The following is a 16,199-nucleotide window of genomic DNA, read 5'->3' on the forward strand; positions in this document are numbered from 1 at the left end:
CGGATGTCGGGGGTGCGCCGTAGACTCGTTCGGTGACTGTGCAGGGGATTGTTCGCGCCTTGGAAGAGGCATCGCCGTTTCGTGATGCGCTGAGCTGGGCGCAGACCGACGCCGAGCTGATCGCCGCCGACGGCATGGATGCTCCGCTGCTCGCGGGCCTGCTTCAGCGCAGTGCCGACTCCGGGAAGCCCGCTGCGCTCCTCGTCGTCGTCCCCACCGGTCGGCGCGCTGAGACGCTGGCGAGTGCCCTCGTCTCTTATGTTCCGGACGCCGAGGTGCTGACGTTCCCGGCGTGGGAGACGCTGCCGCACGAGCGCCTGAGCCCCAGTCCCGACACCGTGGGGCGACGCCTGGACGTGCTGGGGCGCATGACCGAGTGGGACGGCACGCATCCGCTCATCGTGGTGGCGTCCGTGCGTGCGGCGCTGCAACCGCTCGCCCCGGATCTCGGCGGAATCTCCCCGCTCGTGCTGGGCAAGGGCGCCCGCGGTCTCGAGCTCGATGAGGTCGCTCGCACGCTCGTCGAGCGCGCGTACTCGCGCGTCGACATGGTCTCCCGTCGCGGCGAGTTCGCCGTGCGCGGCGGCATCCTCGACGTGTTCCCGCCGACCGCCGAGCATCCGGCGCGAGTCGAGTTCTTCGGCGACGAGGTCGACGAGATCCGCTTCTTCTCGGTCGCCGACCAGCGCTCACTGCCGGGCGAGGTCACAGAGGTGTCGCTTCCCGCGAGCCGCGAGCTGCTTCTGACGCCCGCCGTGCGCGAGAAGGCAGCGTCGCTCGTCGCGGTCTTCCCGGGGATCGCCGCGATGCTGCAGAAGATGGCAGAGGGCATCCCGGTCGAGGGCATGGAGTCGCTGCTGCCGGCGGTCGCCGGCCCGCTCGTGCCGCTCGCCGACTATCTGCCCGTCGGATCCGCCACGGCGCTGGTCGACCCCGAGCGCGCGAGCGCGCGCGCGACGAGCCTGGGCGAGACCAACCGCGAGTTCCTGGAGGCGGCATGGAGCGCTGCGACGGCCGGGGCATCCGCACCTGTCGACCTCGGCGCCGGAGATTTCCTCTCGGTCGGTGAGTTCCGCACGGCCGTGCACGACCGAGACGGCGTCTGGTGGCGGCTGAGCGCCTTCGATCCCGGTTCCGAGAGTGAACATCTCGATGCCGGATCCGACGGACAGACCGCCGTGCCGATCCCGTCGTTCCACGGCAATGTCGATGGCGCCATCGAGTTCGTCTCCGCACGGGTCAGCGATGGCTGGCGAGTCGTGCTCGTCGCCGCCGGCGCAGGACTCATCGACCGTGCGCGCGATGTGCTGTCCGACCGGGGGGTCGCGGCACGAATCGTCCCCGATCTCGCCGAGGTTCCCGACGCGGGAGTGGCGACGCTCGTGGTAGGCAGCATCGAGGCCGGATTCCAGGTTCCCGAGGCCAAGCTCGCGGTACTCACCGAGAACGAGTTCTATGGGCGCACGATCGGCGGCGACCAGCGTGTGGTCAAGAAGCTCGCCTCGCGCCGCAAGAACGTCGTCGACCCGATGCAGCTCAAGCCCGGCGACTTCGTCGTGCACGCCACGCACGGCATCGCCCGCTTCGTCGAGATGACTCAGCGCGAGGTGTCCACCGGAGGGCGCAACGCCGTCAAGACGACCCGGGACTACCTGGTTCTCGAGTACGCGCCGTCGAAGCGCGGTTATCCGGGCGACAAGCTCTTCGTGCCGACCGACCAGCTCGACCTGCTGTCGAAGTACGTCGGTGGCGAAGCGCCCACGCTGTCGAAGATGGGCGGCAGCGACTGGGCGGCGGCCAAGGGCAAGGCGCGCAAGGCGGTGCGCGACATCGCTGTCGAGCTCGTCAAGCTGTACTCGGCCCGGATGAGCGCGAAGGGTCACGCCTTCGGGCCCGACACTCCCTGGCAGCGCGAGCTGGAAGAGGCGTTTCCGTTCGCGGAGACCCACGACCAGCTGCAGACGATCGACGAGATCAAGGCCGACATGGAGCGACCGATTCCCATGGACCGTCTGCTCTCGGGCGACGTCGGCTTCGGCAAGACCGAAGTCGCGGTGCGGGCCGCGTTCAAGGCGATCCAGGACGGCAAGCAGGTCGCCATGCTCGTGCCGACGACGCTGCTCGTGAAGCAGCACCTCGAGACCTTCACCGAGCGCTTCGCCGGCTTCCCGGTCAAGGTGCGACCACTGTCGCGCTTCCAGACCGACAAAGAGGCGCGCCTCGTGCTGCAGGGCCTGCTCGACGGCACGGTCGACATGGTCATCGGAACACATCGCATCCTCACCGACCAGGTCATCTTCAAAGATCTGGGACTCATGATCATCGACGAGGAGCAGCGATTCGGCGTCGAGCACAAGGACGCCCTGAAGAAGATGAAGACGAACGTCGACATCCTGGCGATGAGCGCGACACCCATCCCACGCACGCTCGAGATGGCCGTCACCGGGATCCGGGAGATGTCGACGCTGGCGACGCCGCCGGAAGACCGGCACCCGATCCTCTCGTTCGTCGGTCCTCGCAACGACAAACAGGTCGCCGCGGCGATCCGCCGGGAGATCCTCCGCGAAGGACAGGTCTTCTACGTGCACAACCGGGTGCAGTCGATTCAGCGGGTCGCCGCGCAGCTCGCTGAGCTCGTTCCCGAGGCGCGCATCGCCGTCGCCCACGGACAGATGGGGGAGCATCAGCTCGAGCAGGTCGTCGACGACTTCTGGGAGCGCAAGTTCGACGTGCTCGTCTCGACGACGATCATCGAGACCGGTCTCGACATCTCGAACGCGAACACCATCATCATCGATCGGGCCGACCGCTACGGCCTGTCGCAGCTGCACCAGCTGCGCGGGCGTGTCGGACGAGGGCGTGAGCGCGCCTACGCGTACTTCCTCTACGACGAGCTCAAGCCGCTCTCCGAGACCGCAGCCGACCGCCTTCAGACCATCGCCGTCAACAACGAGCTCGGATCGGGCATGCAGGTGGCGCTGAAAGACCTTGAGATCCGCGGTGCCGGCAACATGCTCGGCGCCGAGCAGGCCGGACACATCGCGGGTGTCGGCTTCGACCTGTACCTGCGGATGATCGGAGAGGCGGTGTCGACCTTCCGCGGGGAAGAGACCGAGACCGGCGCCGAGCTGCGACTGGAGCTGCCGATCGACGCGCGCATCCCGGATGCCTACATCGACAGTGAGCGTCTGCGTCTGGAGGCTTACCAGAAGCTGTCCTCGGCGTCCACGGCGACCGCAGCGGACGACGCGATCGGTCTGGTGATCGATGAACTGACCGACCGCTATGGAACGCCCCCGCCGGAGGTCGAAGGACTCGTCGCCGTGGCGCGTCTCCGTCGCCGCGCCGCGCGCGCCGGAATCAGCGATGTCGTCGTGATGGGCTCGAACCTGCGCATCGCACCGGCACATCTCGCTGACTCGATGCAGGTGCGTCTGCGCCGCCTGTACCCGACCGCGAAGCTCATGAGCGGAGGCGATGCGCTCGTCGTCCCGATTCCGCGTCCCGGCGATGAGGCGATGAACGACGAGCAGCTCCTCGACTGGGTCGGACAGCTGCTCACAGCCCTGTTCCCCGAACCGGTCGCGGCGAGCAGCTGATCCGTCCGGGGTGTGCACAGGTGCCGCTGGTACCGTCGGCGCATGAGCCTCGACCGTACGATGGAGCGTCCCGGTGCTCGTATCCGCTATCGCGTGGGCGAGGGCGATGGCCGCGCCGTGGTGTTCACCCACGGCGCGGGGATGGACCACACGAGTTTCACGGCGCTCGCCGAGCGGGTGCAGGAGGCCGGATTCCGCCCCGTGCTCTGGGACCAGCGCGGCCACGGGGAATCCACCCTCGACGAGCACGTGCGTTTTCGAGCCGCTGACACGCTCGCCGACCTCGGTGCGCTGCTGGAGGAGCTGAACCTCGCTCGACCGATCCTCGTCGGACACTCACTGGGCGGCAACCTGTCGCAGGCGTTCGTGCGGGCCGAGCCCGACCGCGTCGCAGCCCTCATCGTGATCGGCGCGACGTGGAACGCCGGGCCGCTGACCTCCGTCGAGCGGGTGGCGCTGCGACTGGCGGCCCCCGCGCTCGCTCTCATTCCTGCACGACGTCTTCCTGGGCTCATGGCGCGCGCATCGGCGGTGACGCCGGACGCCATCGCCGCCACCGAGGCCGTCTTCGCTCGCATGCCGAAGGCGCGCTTCCTCGACGTCTGGCGGGCGACCGTGTCGTTCGTCGACCCCGACGACAGCTACCGCACTCCCGTCCCGCTTGCGCTCATGCACGGAGCGGAGGACCGCACCGGGAACATCGTCTCCGCGATGCGGCGCTGGGCTCTCGTCGAGGGGATTGTCGCCTATGTGATCGAGGATGCAGGGCATCTGCCGATGCTGGATGCGCCGGATGAGACCGCGCACGACCTGCTCGAGATCGTCTCGCTGCTTCCGGACACCGCCCCCCACTAGAGCAGCGAGAATCCTCCATCGCTGGTGAGGGTCTGTCCGACGATCCAGGATGCGGCGTCGGTGCACAGCCAGGCGATGAGCTGCGCGGGGTCCTCGGGCTTCCCGAACCGGCCGAACGGCGTCTTCTCCAGGTACTCCGGAATCCAGCTGAGATCGCGATCCGTCGTTGCGGGATCCAGATACCCGGTGTCGACGGGGCCGGGGTTCACGGTGTTGAGGACCAGTCCGACCTCCAGCAGCTCGGCGGCGACCGTGCGCGTGACGCCCGCCAGGGCGGCTTTGCTCGTCGCGTACGCCACTTCTCCGCGCATCGGCCCGTCGGCCTGCCCGGACGTCATCCAGATCACCCTTCCGGTCGGCGCGGCGAAGGGCTGACCTCCGGTGTTGCGGTCGCCCGGGCGTGCGGGCTCCTGCGAGGTCGTCTGCTGCTCCGCTCGGCGGCGCCGCGCGAGCGCCCCCGTCAGCAGGAGTGTCGCACGGGCGTTCGTCTGCCAGTGGGCGTCGAAGGCGTCGGTGGTCAGATCGAAGATGCTGCCGTCGCCGCCGCTCATCGCCTGGTTGCACACGAGGATGTCGAGGCGACCGGTCAGCGCGGTGGCCGCGTCCACGAGGTCGTCGATGGCGGCGGGATCACGCAGATCGGCGTTCCTGTCGCTCATCCGCGCTCCCGGCGCGAGGGCCTCGCGAACACCGTTGCGCACGGAGTCGAGGTCATCGCCGCCCCAGGGCTGATCGACGTCATGGGCGCGGAAGTGGTGGAGGAACACGTTCGCACCGAGGTCGGCGAGCGCGAGTGCGATGCCGTATCCGACTCCGGCGCGGCGGGAGACGCCGGTGATGAGCGCGGTCTGTCCGAGAAGAGGAAGGTGCATGGAGTTGTCTTTCGTTCGAGAGCGCACGCGAGAAAGCCGCGTGCGCGGGAGAGAAGCGGGAACGAAGTCAACGGCATTGCATGACGGCGAGCCTAGCAGCGCGCTACGGTGGGCGCATGATCTACGAGCACCTCGGGGCTCGGCCCCGCATCGACGACACTGCAGTCATCGCTCCTACGGCCGTCATCTCCGGCGACGTGCAGATCGGCCCGGGATGTCAGGTCCTGCACGGGGCCGTGATCACCGCGGAGGGCGGGCCGATCACGCTGGGTGCCCACGTCATCGTGATGGAGAACGCGCTCATCCGCGCGACCGCAGCCGATGCCGTCCACATCGGACCCCACTGCCTGGTCGGCACTCTTGCGAGCATCGCGGGAGCCACGGTCGGTGAGGAGGTGTTCTTCGCCTCGGGCGCGCGTGTGTTCAATGGCGCACGGGTGGGGGACCGCTGCGAGGTGCGGGTCAACGCGATCGTGCACCGACGCGCGGTCCTGCCGGAAGGAACCGTGGTCCCGATCGGCTGGGTCGCCGTGGGGGATCCGGTACAGCTCCTGTCTCCGGATCGCGCGGAGGAGATCGCCGCGGCACAGCCGGAACTCGACTTCCCCGGGTACGTGTTCGGCGTCGACCGCGACACACCGGATCTCATGGTGCAGCTGACCGAGCGCTACGGGCAGTCGTTGGCGCGGCACGTCGACGACCGTTCCGTCTGAGCCAGAAACGACCGAAGGCCTCATCCCTGCGGGGAGAGGCCTTCGGTATGACGCGGATACTCAGATGACGCCCTGGGCGAGCATCGCGGTCGCGACACGTTCGAAGCCGGCGCTGTTGGCACCGACGACGTAGTCGCCGGGGGCGCCGTAGCGCTCAGCAGCGCGGAACGAGGCGTCGTGCACGTCGGCCATGATGTCGCGCAGCTTCTGCTCGCTGTCGGCGAAGCCCCAGCGCTGACGCGAGGCGTTCTGGCTCATCTCGAGCGCGGAGGTCGCGACGCCACCGGCGTTCGCCGCCTTGCCCGGGGCGAACAGCACCTCGGACTGCTGGAAGGCTTCGACGGCCTCGGGCACACAGGGCATGTTCGCGCCCTCGGCGACAGCGCGCACGCCGTTGGCGATGAGGATGCGGGCGGATGCCTCGCTGAGCTCGTTCTGAGTGGCGGAGGGGATGGCGATGTCGACCGGTGTCTCCCAGACGTTGCCGCCCTCGACGAAGCGCGCACCGGGACGACGCTTCGCGTACTCGACGATGCGGCCGCGCTCGACCTCCTTGATCTGGCGCAGCAGGCTCAGGTCGATACCGGCGTCGTCGACAATGTAGCCGGAGGAATCGGAGGCGGTGATCGCCTTGGCACCCAGCTGCGTGGCCTTCTCGATCGCGTAGATCGCGACGTTGCCCGATCCCGAGACTGCGACGCGCTTGCCCTCGAGGGACTCGCCGTGCACCGCGAGCATCTCCTGCACGAAGAAGACCGCGCCGTAGCCGGTGGCCTCGGTGCGCACCTGCGCACCGCCCCAGCCGATGCCCTTGCCGGTCAGGATGCCGGACTCGTGGCGGTTGGTGATCTTGCGGTACATGCCGAACAGGTAGCCGATCTCGCGGCCGCCGACGCCGATGTCACCCGCGGGGACGTCGGTGTGCTCGCCGATGTGGCGGTACAGCTCGCCCATGAACGACTGGCAGAAACGCATGACCTCGGCCTCGCTGCGCCCGTGCGGGTCGAAGTCCGAGCCGCCCTTGCCGCCGCCGATTCCCTGGCCGGTGAGCGCGTTCTTGAAGATCTGCTCGAAGCCGAGGAACTTGATGATCGACAGGTTCACCGAGGGGTGGAAACGCAGTCCGCCCTTGTACGGGCCGAGCACCGAGGAGAACTGGATGCGGTAGCCGCGATTCACCTGCAGGCGGCCGGCATCGTCGATCCATGGCACGCGGAACATGATCTGGCGCTCGGGCTCGACGAGGCGCTCGAGAACGCCGTTCTCGACGAACTCAGGGTGCTTCGTCAGCACGGGGGCGATCGAGTGGAGCACCTCGTGAACGGCCTGGTGGAACTCGGGCTCGTGAGGGCTGCGGGCCTGCACGGTGTCGAAGATGGGCTGAACGGAATCAGCGAGAGGGTGGAATTCAGGTGCAAGCGTTGCGGTCTCGGTCACGCGGGGGAAGCTTTCTAGACGAAGAGACGAGGAGCGCGGTCGATCGTGTCACGCGCGAGGGCGCCGGATACGGCGAGGAGATTTCACTTTACCGTGTCAGGCGTGGGACGTTGACACACAGATGCCCGAGGCTGTAATGCCCCGGGCATCTGTGCGTGTCATCCTGTGTTCTGCAGGCCCGCGGCAACGCCGCTGACCGACAGCAGCAGAAGTCGCTGCAGCTCCGGATCCTGCGGGGCGTTCTCCGGGGTGTCGCGCAGTGCACGCAGCGCACGCAGCTGGAGCAGGGAGAGCGCGTCGACGTACGGGCTGCGCATCTTGACGGCGCGCTGGAGCACGCGCTTGTTCGCGAGCAGCTCGTCACCGCCGGTCAGGCGGATCACCCATTCCCGGGTGAGCTCCAGCTCGTCGAGGACGAGCTGCGCCAACTCCGGACGATCGCCGAGCTCGAGGTAACGGCGTGCGATGCGCGTGTCTGTCTTGGCAAGACTCATCGCGACGTTGTCGATCATCGTCCGCAGCAGCGGCCAGTCGCGGTATGCGGTCTGCAGGAGCGCGGCATCGCCGACGGCCTCGAGCGCGGAGCCCAGGCCGAACCAACCGGCGAGGTTGATGCGCGCCTGTGTCCAGGCGAACACCCACGGAATGGCGCGGAGGTCTTCCAGAGACTCGACGGAGAGGCCTCGGCGGGCAGGGCGCGATCCCAGCGCGAGCAGACCGATCTCCTCCAGCGGGGTGACCGTGGCGAACCAGGGGGCGAAGCCCTCGGCCTTCACGAGCGAGAAGAAGCGCTCACGGGAGGCGGCATCCATCACCGACGCCACCTCGGAGAAGCGATCCGCGGCCTCGCTCGTGCGCTTCTCGACGCTCGGCGACGACGCCAGAAGCGTCGCAGCCGCGACCTGGTCGATGTGGCGCATCGCGATCGCGGGCTCGCCATAGCGGGCGAAGATCGTCTCACCCTGCTCGGTCAGCTTGAAGCGGCCATCGACGGAGTGCGGCGGCTGAGCGAGGATCGCCGAGTTGGCGGGGCCGCCACCGCGTCCGAGCGCACCACCACGGCCATGGAAGAGCGTGAGCTCGATGCCCGACTCCTTCGCCCAGCCGGCGATGAGCGCCTGCGCTTCGTAGAGCGCGAGGGTTGCGGCGACCGGTCCGACGTCCTTCGACGAGTCGGAGTAGCCGAGCATGACCTCCATGCGGCGACCGGTCTGCGCGAGACGCGCGGAGACCTCAGGGTGCGTGATGACCTCGGCGAGGATGCCGGGGGCCGCCTGCAGGTCGGCAAAGGTCTCGAAGAGCGGGACGACATCGAGGACGGGCCCGTCACCGTCGGGGAAGGCGAAGCGCGCGAGACGGTGCACGTTCGCGAGGTCGTCTGCGGACTGCGTGAACGACACCACGTAGCGTCCGGCGGAGCGCGGACCGTACGTGTTCTGGATGTGCGCAACAGCGCGGAAGACCTCGAGGACCTCCTGCGTCTGCGCGCTGATCTCGCCCCCGGCCTGCAGCTCGGCGAGCGCGGTGCGGTGCACCTGGGAGTGCTGGCGCACTTCGAGCTCGGTGAGGTGGAAGCCGTACGTCTCGACCTGCCAGATGAGGTGCTGCACGCCGCCGAAGGCGTGACGGCGCGCGCCCGCGGCCTGAAGCGAGTCCTGCACGGCGCGCAGATCGGCGAGCAGTTCGTCGGGGACTCGGTAGCCGCGTGCCCGATCGCCGAGGCGGGTCGCCGTGACGCGGCCCGCGATGAGCAGCATGACCCGGCGGTGCGGCTCTTCGGGGGAGCGCTTGGCGATCTCTTCCGCCGTCTCGGGATCGGCTGCATGCAGCTGGTCCCAGAGTGCCTCGACCGCGGCGGAGGGCGGGGTGCCCTCGGCGTCCAGCGTCAGCGTTCGTCCGATGCGGGCGATCGCGCTCTCAAGCCCACGCAGGACGTGATCGGACGCGATGGCCGCGGCCTCGCGTGTGACGTCTGCCGTGACGAACGGGTTGCCGTCGCGGTCGCCACCGACCCACGATCCGACGCGCACGAAGGCGGGTGCGATCGGGGCGGAGTTGCCGGAGTCGGACCCGCGCAGCGCATCGTCGATGCGGCGGTACACGTGCGGCACCGTCGTGAAGAGCGTCTCGTCGAACACGGACATGACCGTGCGCACCTCGTCGGTGGGCGCGGGCTTCTCCGCACGCAGAGGGGCGGTGCGCCAGAGGGTGTCGACTTCTTCCAGCATCCGGCGCTGCGCGCGCTGCTGTTCGGCACCGCCCTCGCTTGCGACGTCGTGCTGGGTCAGGAGATCCGCCAGACGGCGGATGCTGCTGGAGACCGCGCGACGGCGGGCCTCGGTCGGGTGCGCGGTGAACACCGGGTGGAAGCGCAGCGCGCCCAGGCGCCGCTGCGCCTCTTCGGAGCCGACCTCGCCGACGAGCTGCGCGAACGCGGTCGCGACGGTGTCATTGGCGTCGGGGCGGCCCGGCTGACCCGCCCGATCGCGGAGCACGCGCACGCGCTGGTGCTCTTCCGCGAGGTTCACGAGGTGGAAGTAGGCGGTGAAGGCGCGAGCGACCTCGTCGGCGCGCTGCACCGAGAAGGATTCGGCGATCTCGGTGGCGCGGGCGAAGGCTTCGGCGGAGTCATCGTCGTACGCCTGGATCGTGGCGATGCGCAGTCGCTCCACATCGTCGAAGAGGCCGTCGCTACCGCATTCGCGCAGAACCTGGCCGAGCAGAGCTCCCAGCATCCGCACGTCGGCGCGCATGGCATCCGGAATCTCGCGGCCGGCCTCGAATCGCCCAATGAGACGGATTGCTTCAGTGTTCGTGGGTTCGGGGGTCACGTTTCGAGCGTAGCCGGGTCGACAGTGTGCTCCCGCACGGTTACGGCCTGCGACGGGGAGGTGCATCGCGATCCGGATCCGGAGGCCCCGCCAGCGGCGCAACGTACGATGGAAACGATGAGTACTTCGCGCAATCCTCTTCGTTCTCAGCAATTTCCGGCGATTCTTCTGCTGGTCGCAGCGGGGGTGGGTCTCCTTCTCGCCAACACCCCGGCCCACGACGGCATCGCCGGACTCTTCGATGCGCATATCGCGGTCCCCGGCACGATGCTCGACCTGTCGGTCGCGCACTGGGTGTCGGACGGACTGCTCGCGATCTTCTTCTTCGTCGTCGCACTCGAGCTGCAGTACGAACTCACGCGCGGCGACCTCAACAGCGTGCGCAAGGCTCTGCAGCCGGCGATCGCGGCGGCCGGTGGCATCCTGATCCCGGTCGTCGTCTACCTGATGATCGCAGGGGGCGCGGATACGAGCAGCGGCTGGCCGATCCCGACCGCCACAGATATCGCGTTCGCGCTCGGCGTGCTCGCGGTGTTCGGGCGCGGGCTGCCCTCGGCGGTGCGCGTGTTCCTGCTGGCGCTCGCGATCCTCGACGACATCGTCGGCATCATCTTCATCGCGGTCCTGTTCGCGAACGACCTCGACTTCGTGATGTTCCTCCTCGGCGTGGTCGCCGTGGCGGTCTTCGCCGTGCTGAGCCGGATGCTCCGCGGCAGCGCCCGCATTCCCGTGGCCATCGCGATGGTGCTGGTCGGCCTCGTGGCCTGGGGTCTCGTGGCCTCGTCGGGCGTGCACGCGACGATCGCAGGTGTGATGCTCGGCCTCGTCATGGCGCCGAAACCCGCAGACCAGACACGGCACGTCCTCGAGCCGTGGGTCAACGGGATCGTGCTGCCGATCTTCGCGTTCGTCGCCGCCTTCGTCGTGATCCCACAGGTGTCGCCGACAGAGCTCTCCCCGGCCTTCTGGGCTATCGTGGTCGCCCTGCCGGTGGGCAAGATCCTGGGCATCTCGCTGTTCGGCTGGATCGCGATGCGCATCCGCCCGAAGGGGGCTGCCCCTGCACTGCCCTTCGTGGACATCCTGGCGGCGGGCGCCCTGGGCGGCATCGGCTTCACTGTGTCGCTGCTGCTGGCGAACCTGGCCTTCGCAGATGATGCGGTCATCCGAGACCAGGCCATCCTCGGCGTTCTCCTCGGATCGCTCATCTCGCTGGTGCTCGCGGCGGTCATCGTGTCGGCCCGGGCTCGCGGCTACCGCAGGGCGATGGCGATCGCATGAGCCCGGACGGACGGCGCGACGCCGAGGAGTCCGGTCCCCTGCAGGACGCGGCTGAGACGATGCGCGCCGTCCGCGAACGCTGCGTGTGGTCGCAGCGGATCACACATCGGGATCTCGTGCCCTATCTGATCGAGGAATCACACGAACTCATCGACGCCATCGAGAACGGCGACCGCATCGAGATGCGCGAGGAGCTCGGTGACCTGCTCTGGCAGGTGCTCTTCCACGCCGCCGTGGCTGCGGAGGACGAGGACGACCCGTTCACGATCGACGACGTCGCCCGCACCCTGAGCGAGAAGATGGTGCGACGGCATCCCCATGTGTTCGGTGATGCCGTCGCCCGCACGCCGGAAGAGGTGCTCGTGCACTGGAACGCGGCGAAGGCCGCGGAGAAGCGCGAGCGTCGGAGCGCCCTCGACGGCATTCCCCGGGGGATGCCCGCACTCGCGCGGGCGCAGAAGGTGCTCGGCCGTGTGACGCGTCCGACCGTTCAGCCCAGTGATTCGCCGCGGGCGATCACGTCCGAAGCCGACCTCGGGGACGCGCTTCTCGCGCTCGTCGCTCAGGCCCGCGCGCAGGGCTGGGATGCGGAGCGCGCACTGCGTGAGCGCCTCGCGACTCTCGAAGCCGAGGTTCGCGCCGCGGAGGCCGCGGGCGACTGACGGCGCAGGCCCACGGTGCAGACCTGGGAAGATAGTGCTGTGGCTACCGTGAACCCTCCCCGTGGAATGCGCGACATCCTTCCCGCCGACAAGGCGCGGCGAGAGCGCGTGCTGGCGATCATCCGCGAGCGCTATCGTGCGCACGGATTCGACGAGATCGAGACTCCGGCCCTGGAGGAGTACTCCCGGCTGCACGCGGGCATCGGCGGCGACAACGAGAAGCTCGCCTTCAACGTCCTGCGCCGCGGCCTGGACGCGGAGGCGATCCGCGCGGGTGCCGACGACCCGGCGGCTCTGGCCGATCTGGGCCTGCGCTACGACCTGACGGTGCCCCTCGCGCGCTACTACGCGAGCAACCGCGGACAGCTCCCTGGCGTCTTCCGTGCCGTTCAGATCGGCCCGGTGTGGCGCGCCGAGCGCCCACAGAAGGGGCGCTACCGCCAGTTCATGCAGTGCGACATCGACATCATGGGCGATGATTCCGCACGCGCCGAGGCAGAGCTGATCGCAGCCTCGCTGGACGCGATCGACGCACTCGGGCTCGAGGGCGCGACCGTCCGCATCAACGACCGGCGCGCCCTGGACTGGATGCTCGACACCTTCGGGTTCGCTCCGGACGAGCGCGCGGGAGTCCTCATCACGATCGACAAACTCGACAAGATCGGTCCGGACGGCGTCGCGGCGGAGCTGCGTGAACGCGGTGCTGCCGCATCCGCCGTCGATGCCTTCGAAGCGTTCCTGCGACGTCCGCAGACGCTCGAGTACAACCCGTTCGGCGAGCGTCAGATTCGCAAGGGACTGCCCGAGAACGCGCCCGATGAGATCGTCGCGCACCTCGTCGGGATCGGCGAGGCCGTTGCCGCCTCTCGCGAACCGGCGCCGGGGATCGACCCTGTTCCGCTCGTCTTCGATCCGTTCCTCGTGCGCGGAATGGGCTACTACACGGGCACGATCTTCGAGCTCGCGCACCCGTCGGTCGACTACTCGCTCGGCGGTGGCGGTCGCTACGACGGCATGATCGGCCGCTTCCTCGGCCAGCAGGTGCCCGCCGTCGGCTTCTCGATCGGATTCGAGCGCATCGTCGATCTGGTGGCAGAGCAGCAGGATGCCACGGTCAACGCCGTCGTGCTCGTGCATGATGCGGATGTTCCCGTGGTCGAGCTGCTTGCGCACAAGAAGGCTCTGATCGACGCGGGCGCGCGGGTGCGTCTGGAGCGTCGCACGAAGAACTTCAAGGCACTTCTCGAGCGCGCGCAGGGCGACGGTTACACGGCGTTCGCGGCGGTGCGTGCCGGCGATGTCCCGGGAGCGCTCGAGGTCAAGCCGCTGGGCTGACCCCGAGCGCCACGGCGATCACGTGAAGGACGCCGCCCACTCCTCGACGCGGCGGGCGCTCTCTTCATCGGAGATGTCTTCGATGCGGGTCATGATCGACCACCGCACACCGAACGGGTCGCGAACACTCGCGAAACGGTCACCCGAGACGAATGTCGACGGCGCTTCGCGTACCTGGGCACCTGCGGCGACCGCCGCCTCGTACACGGCGTCGACGTCGGGGACGTAGATCCCGATCGAGTAGCAGTCGTCCTCGCCGGCGGGCGGGGCGACGAGGTGGTACTCGGGGTTGGGTTCGCCGATCTGCATCCCTCCGAACGGGAACACCACATCGGCGTGCACGATCATGCCGCCCATCTCGGTCACGCCCTGCACGCTCGCACCGAAGACGTCGCGGTAGAACTCCAGCGCACCGCGCGCGTCGGGGATCGCGAGGAAGGGGGTGAGGGTGCTGGATCGCAGCGGACGGCCATTGTCTGTGTAGGTTCCTGTGGTCATGGGTCCACGCTAGAAAAGGCCCAGCGACGTCTGCTTGGAAATCTGCGACATCCTCGGCGCCCGCTCTCTACCCTGGGGGAATGGTCGATCAGGAACGCGGTGTGCTCTACCCCGCGCAGATGCCGCGGTTTCATCGGGTCTCTGCCCCGGAGGCGGCGTCGGAACTCATCTCCTGGCTGTGGATCCCGGAGTGGGACCTTCCTGAGGGCGTCACCTCGCGGCAGGAGGTCGTCGCCTTTCCTGCGTTGAATCTCGTCGTGATGGCAGAGGGGATCGTGCTGGCCGGCGCGACGACCAGGAGGAGCCATCGCGATCTGCACGGGTCCGGATGGGCGGTGGGTGCGCTGCTCACTCCGGCGGCCGCAGCGGCGCTGAGCGATGCGCCCGCGGAGCTGGTCGATCGGGAGATTTCGGTGGATGCCGAAGGGTTGCGGGCTGACGTGACGGCGGCCATGTCCGTCGGTGGCGCCGAAGGGCGAACGCGTGCGGCGCAGGAGGTGTCGGCGTGGCTCGTCTCGCGCGTCGGGGAGGTGAGCGAATCCGCGCGTCAGGCGAACCGCATGGCGGCGCTGCTGATGACGGATGCCACGGTGCTGCGCGCAGATGACGCCGCGGCCCGCCTCGCGGTGTCGCTGCGCACGCTGCAGCGCATGGCACACCGGTACGTCGGTGTTCCTCCTCTTGCGATGATCCGGCGCCGCCGACTGCAGGAGGCGGCGCAGCGGCTGCGCGACGATCCCGGTGCGGATCTATCTGGTCTCGCGGCCGAGCTCGGCTATGCAGATCACGCCCACCTGAGCCACGACTTCCGAGCGGTCCTCGGGCTGACGCCGAGCGACTACCGTGGCCGGGTCTCGGACTGATCCCTGCGGACGCGCAGCCGCAGCATCCGGTATGCGACGCCGGCGAGCACCACGCCTGTTCCCGCCAGCGAGGCCTCGATGGGCAGCGTGCTCACGAGGAGGATGCAGGCCAGAGCACCGACGACCTGCAGCGCACGCGGGTACCTGCGCGCTTCCGCGCCCTGGCGGAAGGCTGCGACATTGGCGATCAGGTAGTAGAGCAGCACTCCGAAGGAGGAGAAGGCGATCGCCCCGCGCAGGTCGGCGAGCAAGACGATGCCGATCACGAGCACGCCGATCGCGATCTCCGCGCGCCGTGGCACCTTCCAGCGCTCATCGATGCGCGCGAAGAACCGGGGGATGTCGTTCTCGCGTGCCATAGCGAGACTCGTCCGGCCGATCCCGGTGAGCAGTGCCAGAAGGGCTCCGAGCGAGGCGGCCGCGGCGGCCACTCGGACGACGGGCGTCGCAGCGGACCAGCCTGCCGCCGCGAGCACGTCGACGAGCGGCGCCGCGGATTTCAACACCGATGCGCCGAGCGTGAGCACGACGGCGGCACCGACGAGGACGTAGACGACGACTGCGCCTGCGAGCGCGAGGATGATCGCCCGCGGGATCGTGCGCGCCGGATCGGCGACCTCTTCTCCCATCGTCGCGATGCGCGCATAGCCGGCGAAGGCGAAGAAGAGCAGACCCGCTCCCTGCAGGATGCCGTAGGCGGTCGCGTCGGGGAGTGGCAAAGGAGATGTGCCCGTCGCGACAGCGGTTCCGCCGGCCGCGACGACGACCGCGAGGCCAAGGAGCGAGATGAGGACCAGGATGCGTGTGAGCAGGGCTGTGCGAGTGACGCCGAAGCAGTTCACGGTCGTGAGCGCCGCCACGGCGACGACGGCGACGGGAAGCTGCCACCCGTCCGGAGCCGCATAGGCGGCGAAGGTCATCGCCATCGCCGCGCAGCTGGCGATCTTGCCGACCACGAAGCACCAGCCAGCGATGAAGCCCGACCAGGGGCCGATCTCGGCCCGCGCGTACGCATAAGTGCCGCCGGCCACCGGGTGCACGGCGGCGAGCTGCGCCGATGAGGTCGCGTTCGCGAACGCGACGAAGGCCGCGACGGCGAGGGCGACGAGGATGCCAGAGCCTGCAGCGCCGAGGGCAGGCGCCCAGACGGCGAAGACCCCGGCCCCGATCATGGATCCGAGCCCGATGGCTGTGGCATCGCGCAGGCGGAGAACGCGAGCAAGGGGCATCCGATCAGGATCCCACTCGCGGGT

Annotated in this window: 12 protein-coding genes; 7 read left to right on the plus strand and 5 right to left on the minus strand. The window is 68.8% G+C overall.

What is annotated here, in order from left to right; translation table 11 throughout:
- Window positions 1–32: 32 nt before the first annotated feature.
- Both mfd and AC1REM_RS08880 read left to right on the plus strand, forming a co-directional pair.
- Window positions 33–3,599 (plus strand): transcription-repair coupling factor, encoded by a 3,567-nt coding sequence (gene mfd / locus AC1REM_RS08875; protein ID WP_492514294.1) that lies wholly within the window; start codon window positions 33–35, stop codon window positions 3,597–3,599.
- Window positions 3,600–3,641: 42 nt separating this feature from the next.
- Window positions 3,642–4,454 (plus strand): alpha/beta fold hydrolase, encoded by an 813-nt coding sequence (locus AC1REM_RS08880; RefSeq protein ID WP_492514295.1) that lies wholly within the window; start codon window positions 3,642–3,644, stop codon window positions 4,452–4,454.
- Here AC1REM_RS08880 and AC1REM_RS08885 read toward each other — a convergent pair.
- Window positions 4,451–5,326, minus strand: a complete 876-nt coding sequence (locus AC1REM_RS08885) for an SDR family oxidoreductase (protein WP_492514296.1) — start codon at window positions 5,324–5,326, stop codon at window positions 4,451–4,453. The genes AC1REM_RS08880 and AC1REM_RS08885 overlap by 4 nt on opposite strands.
- A gap of 116 nt (window positions 5,327–5,442) precedes the next feature.
- Between AC1REM_RS08885 and AC1REM_RS08890 the strand changes: the two genes are divergently transcribed.
- Window positions 5,443–6,039 carry a gamma carbonic anhydrase family protein gene (locus tag AC1REM_RS08890; protein ID WP_204939480.1) on the plus strand — a complete coding sequence of 199 codons (597 nt, stop codon included), beginning with the start codon at window positions 5,443–5,445 and terminating at the stop codon, window positions 6,037–6,039.
- 60 nt (window positions 6,040–6,099) lie between these two features.
- Here AC1REM_RS08890 and gdhA read toward each other — a convergent pair whose 3' ends face one another.
- Complete coding sequence (gene gdhA, locus AC1REM_RS08895) at window positions 6,100–7,476, minus strand: NADP-specific glutamate dehydrogenase (RefSeq protein WP_492514297.1); 1,377 nt, start codon at window positions 7,474–7,476, stop codon at window positions 6,100–6,102.
- Window positions 7,477–7,634: 158 nt separating this feature from the next.
- On the minus strand, window positions 7,635–10,229 hold the full coding sequence (locus tag AC1REM_RS08900; protein WP_492514486.1) for a phosphoenolpyruvate carboxylase: 2,595 nt from the start codon (window positions 10,227–10,229) through the stop codon (window positions 7,635–7,637).
- A 195-nt stretch (window positions 10,230–10,424) separates the two neighbouring features.
- Here AC1REM_RS08900 and nhaA point away from each other — a divergent pair, with 195 nt between their 5' ends.
- From nhaA to hisS, 3 genes are all read left to right on the plus strand, one after another.
- Window positions 10,425–11,588 carry a Na+/H+ antiporter NhaA gene (nhaA, locus tag AC1REM_RS08905; RefSeq protein WP_492514298.1) on the plus strand — a complete coding sequence of 388 codons (1,164 nt, stop codon included), beginning with the start codon at window positions 10,425–10,427 and terminating at the stop codon, window positions 11,586–11,588.
- Window positions 11,585–12,250 carry a nucleoside triphosphate pyrophosphohydrolase gene (locus AC1REM_RS08910; protein WP_492514299.1) on the plus strand — a complete coding sequence of 222 codons (666 nt, stop codon included), beginning with the start codon at window positions 11,585–11,587 and terminating at the stop codon, window positions 12,248–12,250. Before nhaA ends, AC1REM_RS08910 begins: the two co-directional genes overlap by 4 nt.
- 66 nt (window positions 12,251–12,316) lie before the next feature.
- On the plus strand, window positions 12,317–13,585 hold the full coding sequence (gene hisS, locus AC1REM_RS08915; protein WP_492514487.1) for a histidine--tRNA ligase: 1,269 nt from the start codon (window positions 12,317–12,319) through the stop codon (window positions 13,583–13,585).
- An 18-nt stretch (window positions 13,586–13,603) separates the two neighbouring features.
- Here the strand turns inward: hisS and AC1REM_RS08920 are convergent, their stop codons facing one another.
- A complete protein-coding gene (locus AC1REM_RS08920) occupies window positions 13,604–14,083 on the minus strand; it encodes a VOC family protein (RefSeq protein ID WP_492514300.1) in 480 nt (159 codons plus the stop codon).
- Between the two features lie 80 nt (window positions 14,084–14,163).
- Between AC1REM_RS08920 and AC1REM_RS08925 the strand changes: the two genes are divergently transcribed.
- Complete coding sequence (locus AC1REM_RS08925) at window positions 14,164–14,946, plus strand: helix-turn-helix domain-containing protein (RefSeq protein WP_492514301.1); 783 nt, start codon at window positions 14,164–14,166, stop codon at window positions 14,944–14,946.
- Here AC1REM_RS08925 and AC1REM_RS08930 read toward each other — a convergent pair.
- Entirely contained in the window at window positions 14,922–16,175 is a 1,254-nt protein-coding gene (locus AC1REM_RS08930) for an APC family permease (RefSeq protein ID WP_492514302.1), read from the minus strand. The two genes, AC1REM_RS08925 and AC1REM_RS08930, sit on opposite strands and share 25 nt — an antisense overlap.
- Window positions 16,176–16,199: the final 24 nt, after the last annotated feature.

Source organism: Microbacterium sp. GW823-FHT02G05, from assembly GCF_058797175.1.

Excerpts from the sequence above, each read along its gene's own strand:
- AC1REM_RS08890 (WP_204939480.1), top strand. The coding sequence starts at position 5,443 with ATGATCTACGAGCACCTCGGGGCTCGGCCCCGCATCGACGACACTGCA.
- nhaA (WP_492514298.1), top strand. The coding sequence starts at position 10,425 with ATGAGTACTTCGCGCAATCCTCTTCGTTCTCAGCAATTTCCGGCGATT.
- AC1REM_RS08930 (WP_492514302.1), bottom strand. The coding sequence starts at position 16,175 with ATGCCCCTTGCTCGCGTTCTCCGCCTGCGCGATGCCACAGCCATCGGG.
- AC1REM_RS08920 (WP_492514300.1), bottom strand. The coding sequence starts at position 14,083 with ATGACCACAGGAACCTACACAGACAATGGCCGTCCGCTGCGATCCAGC.
- AC1REM_RS08900 (WP_492514486.1), bottom strand. The coding sequence starts at position 10,229 with ATGCGCGCCGACGTGCGGATGCTGGGAGCTCTGCTCGGCCAGGTTCTG.
- AC1REM_RS08880 (WP_492514295.1), top strand. The coding sequence starts at position 3,642 with ATGAGCCTCGACCGTACGATGGAGCGTCCCGGTGCTCGTATCCGCTAT.
- hisS (WP_492514487.1), top strand. The coding sequence starts at position 12,317 with ATGCGCGACATCCTTCCCGCCGACAAGGCGCGGCGAGAGCGCGTGCTG.
- AC1REM_RS08885 (WP_492514296.1), bottom strand. The coding sequence starts at position 5,326 with ATGCACCTTCCTCTTCTCGGACAGACCGCGCTCATCACCGGCGTCTCC.
- AC1REM_RS08910 (WP_492514299.1), top strand. The coding sequence starts at position 11,585 with ATGAGCCCGGACGGACGGCGCGACGCCGAGGAGTCCGGTCCCCTGCAG.
- AC1REM_RS08925 (WP_492514301.1), top strand. The coding sequence starts at position 14,164 with ATGGTCGATCAGGAACGCGGTGTGCTCTACCCCGCGCAGATGCCGCGG.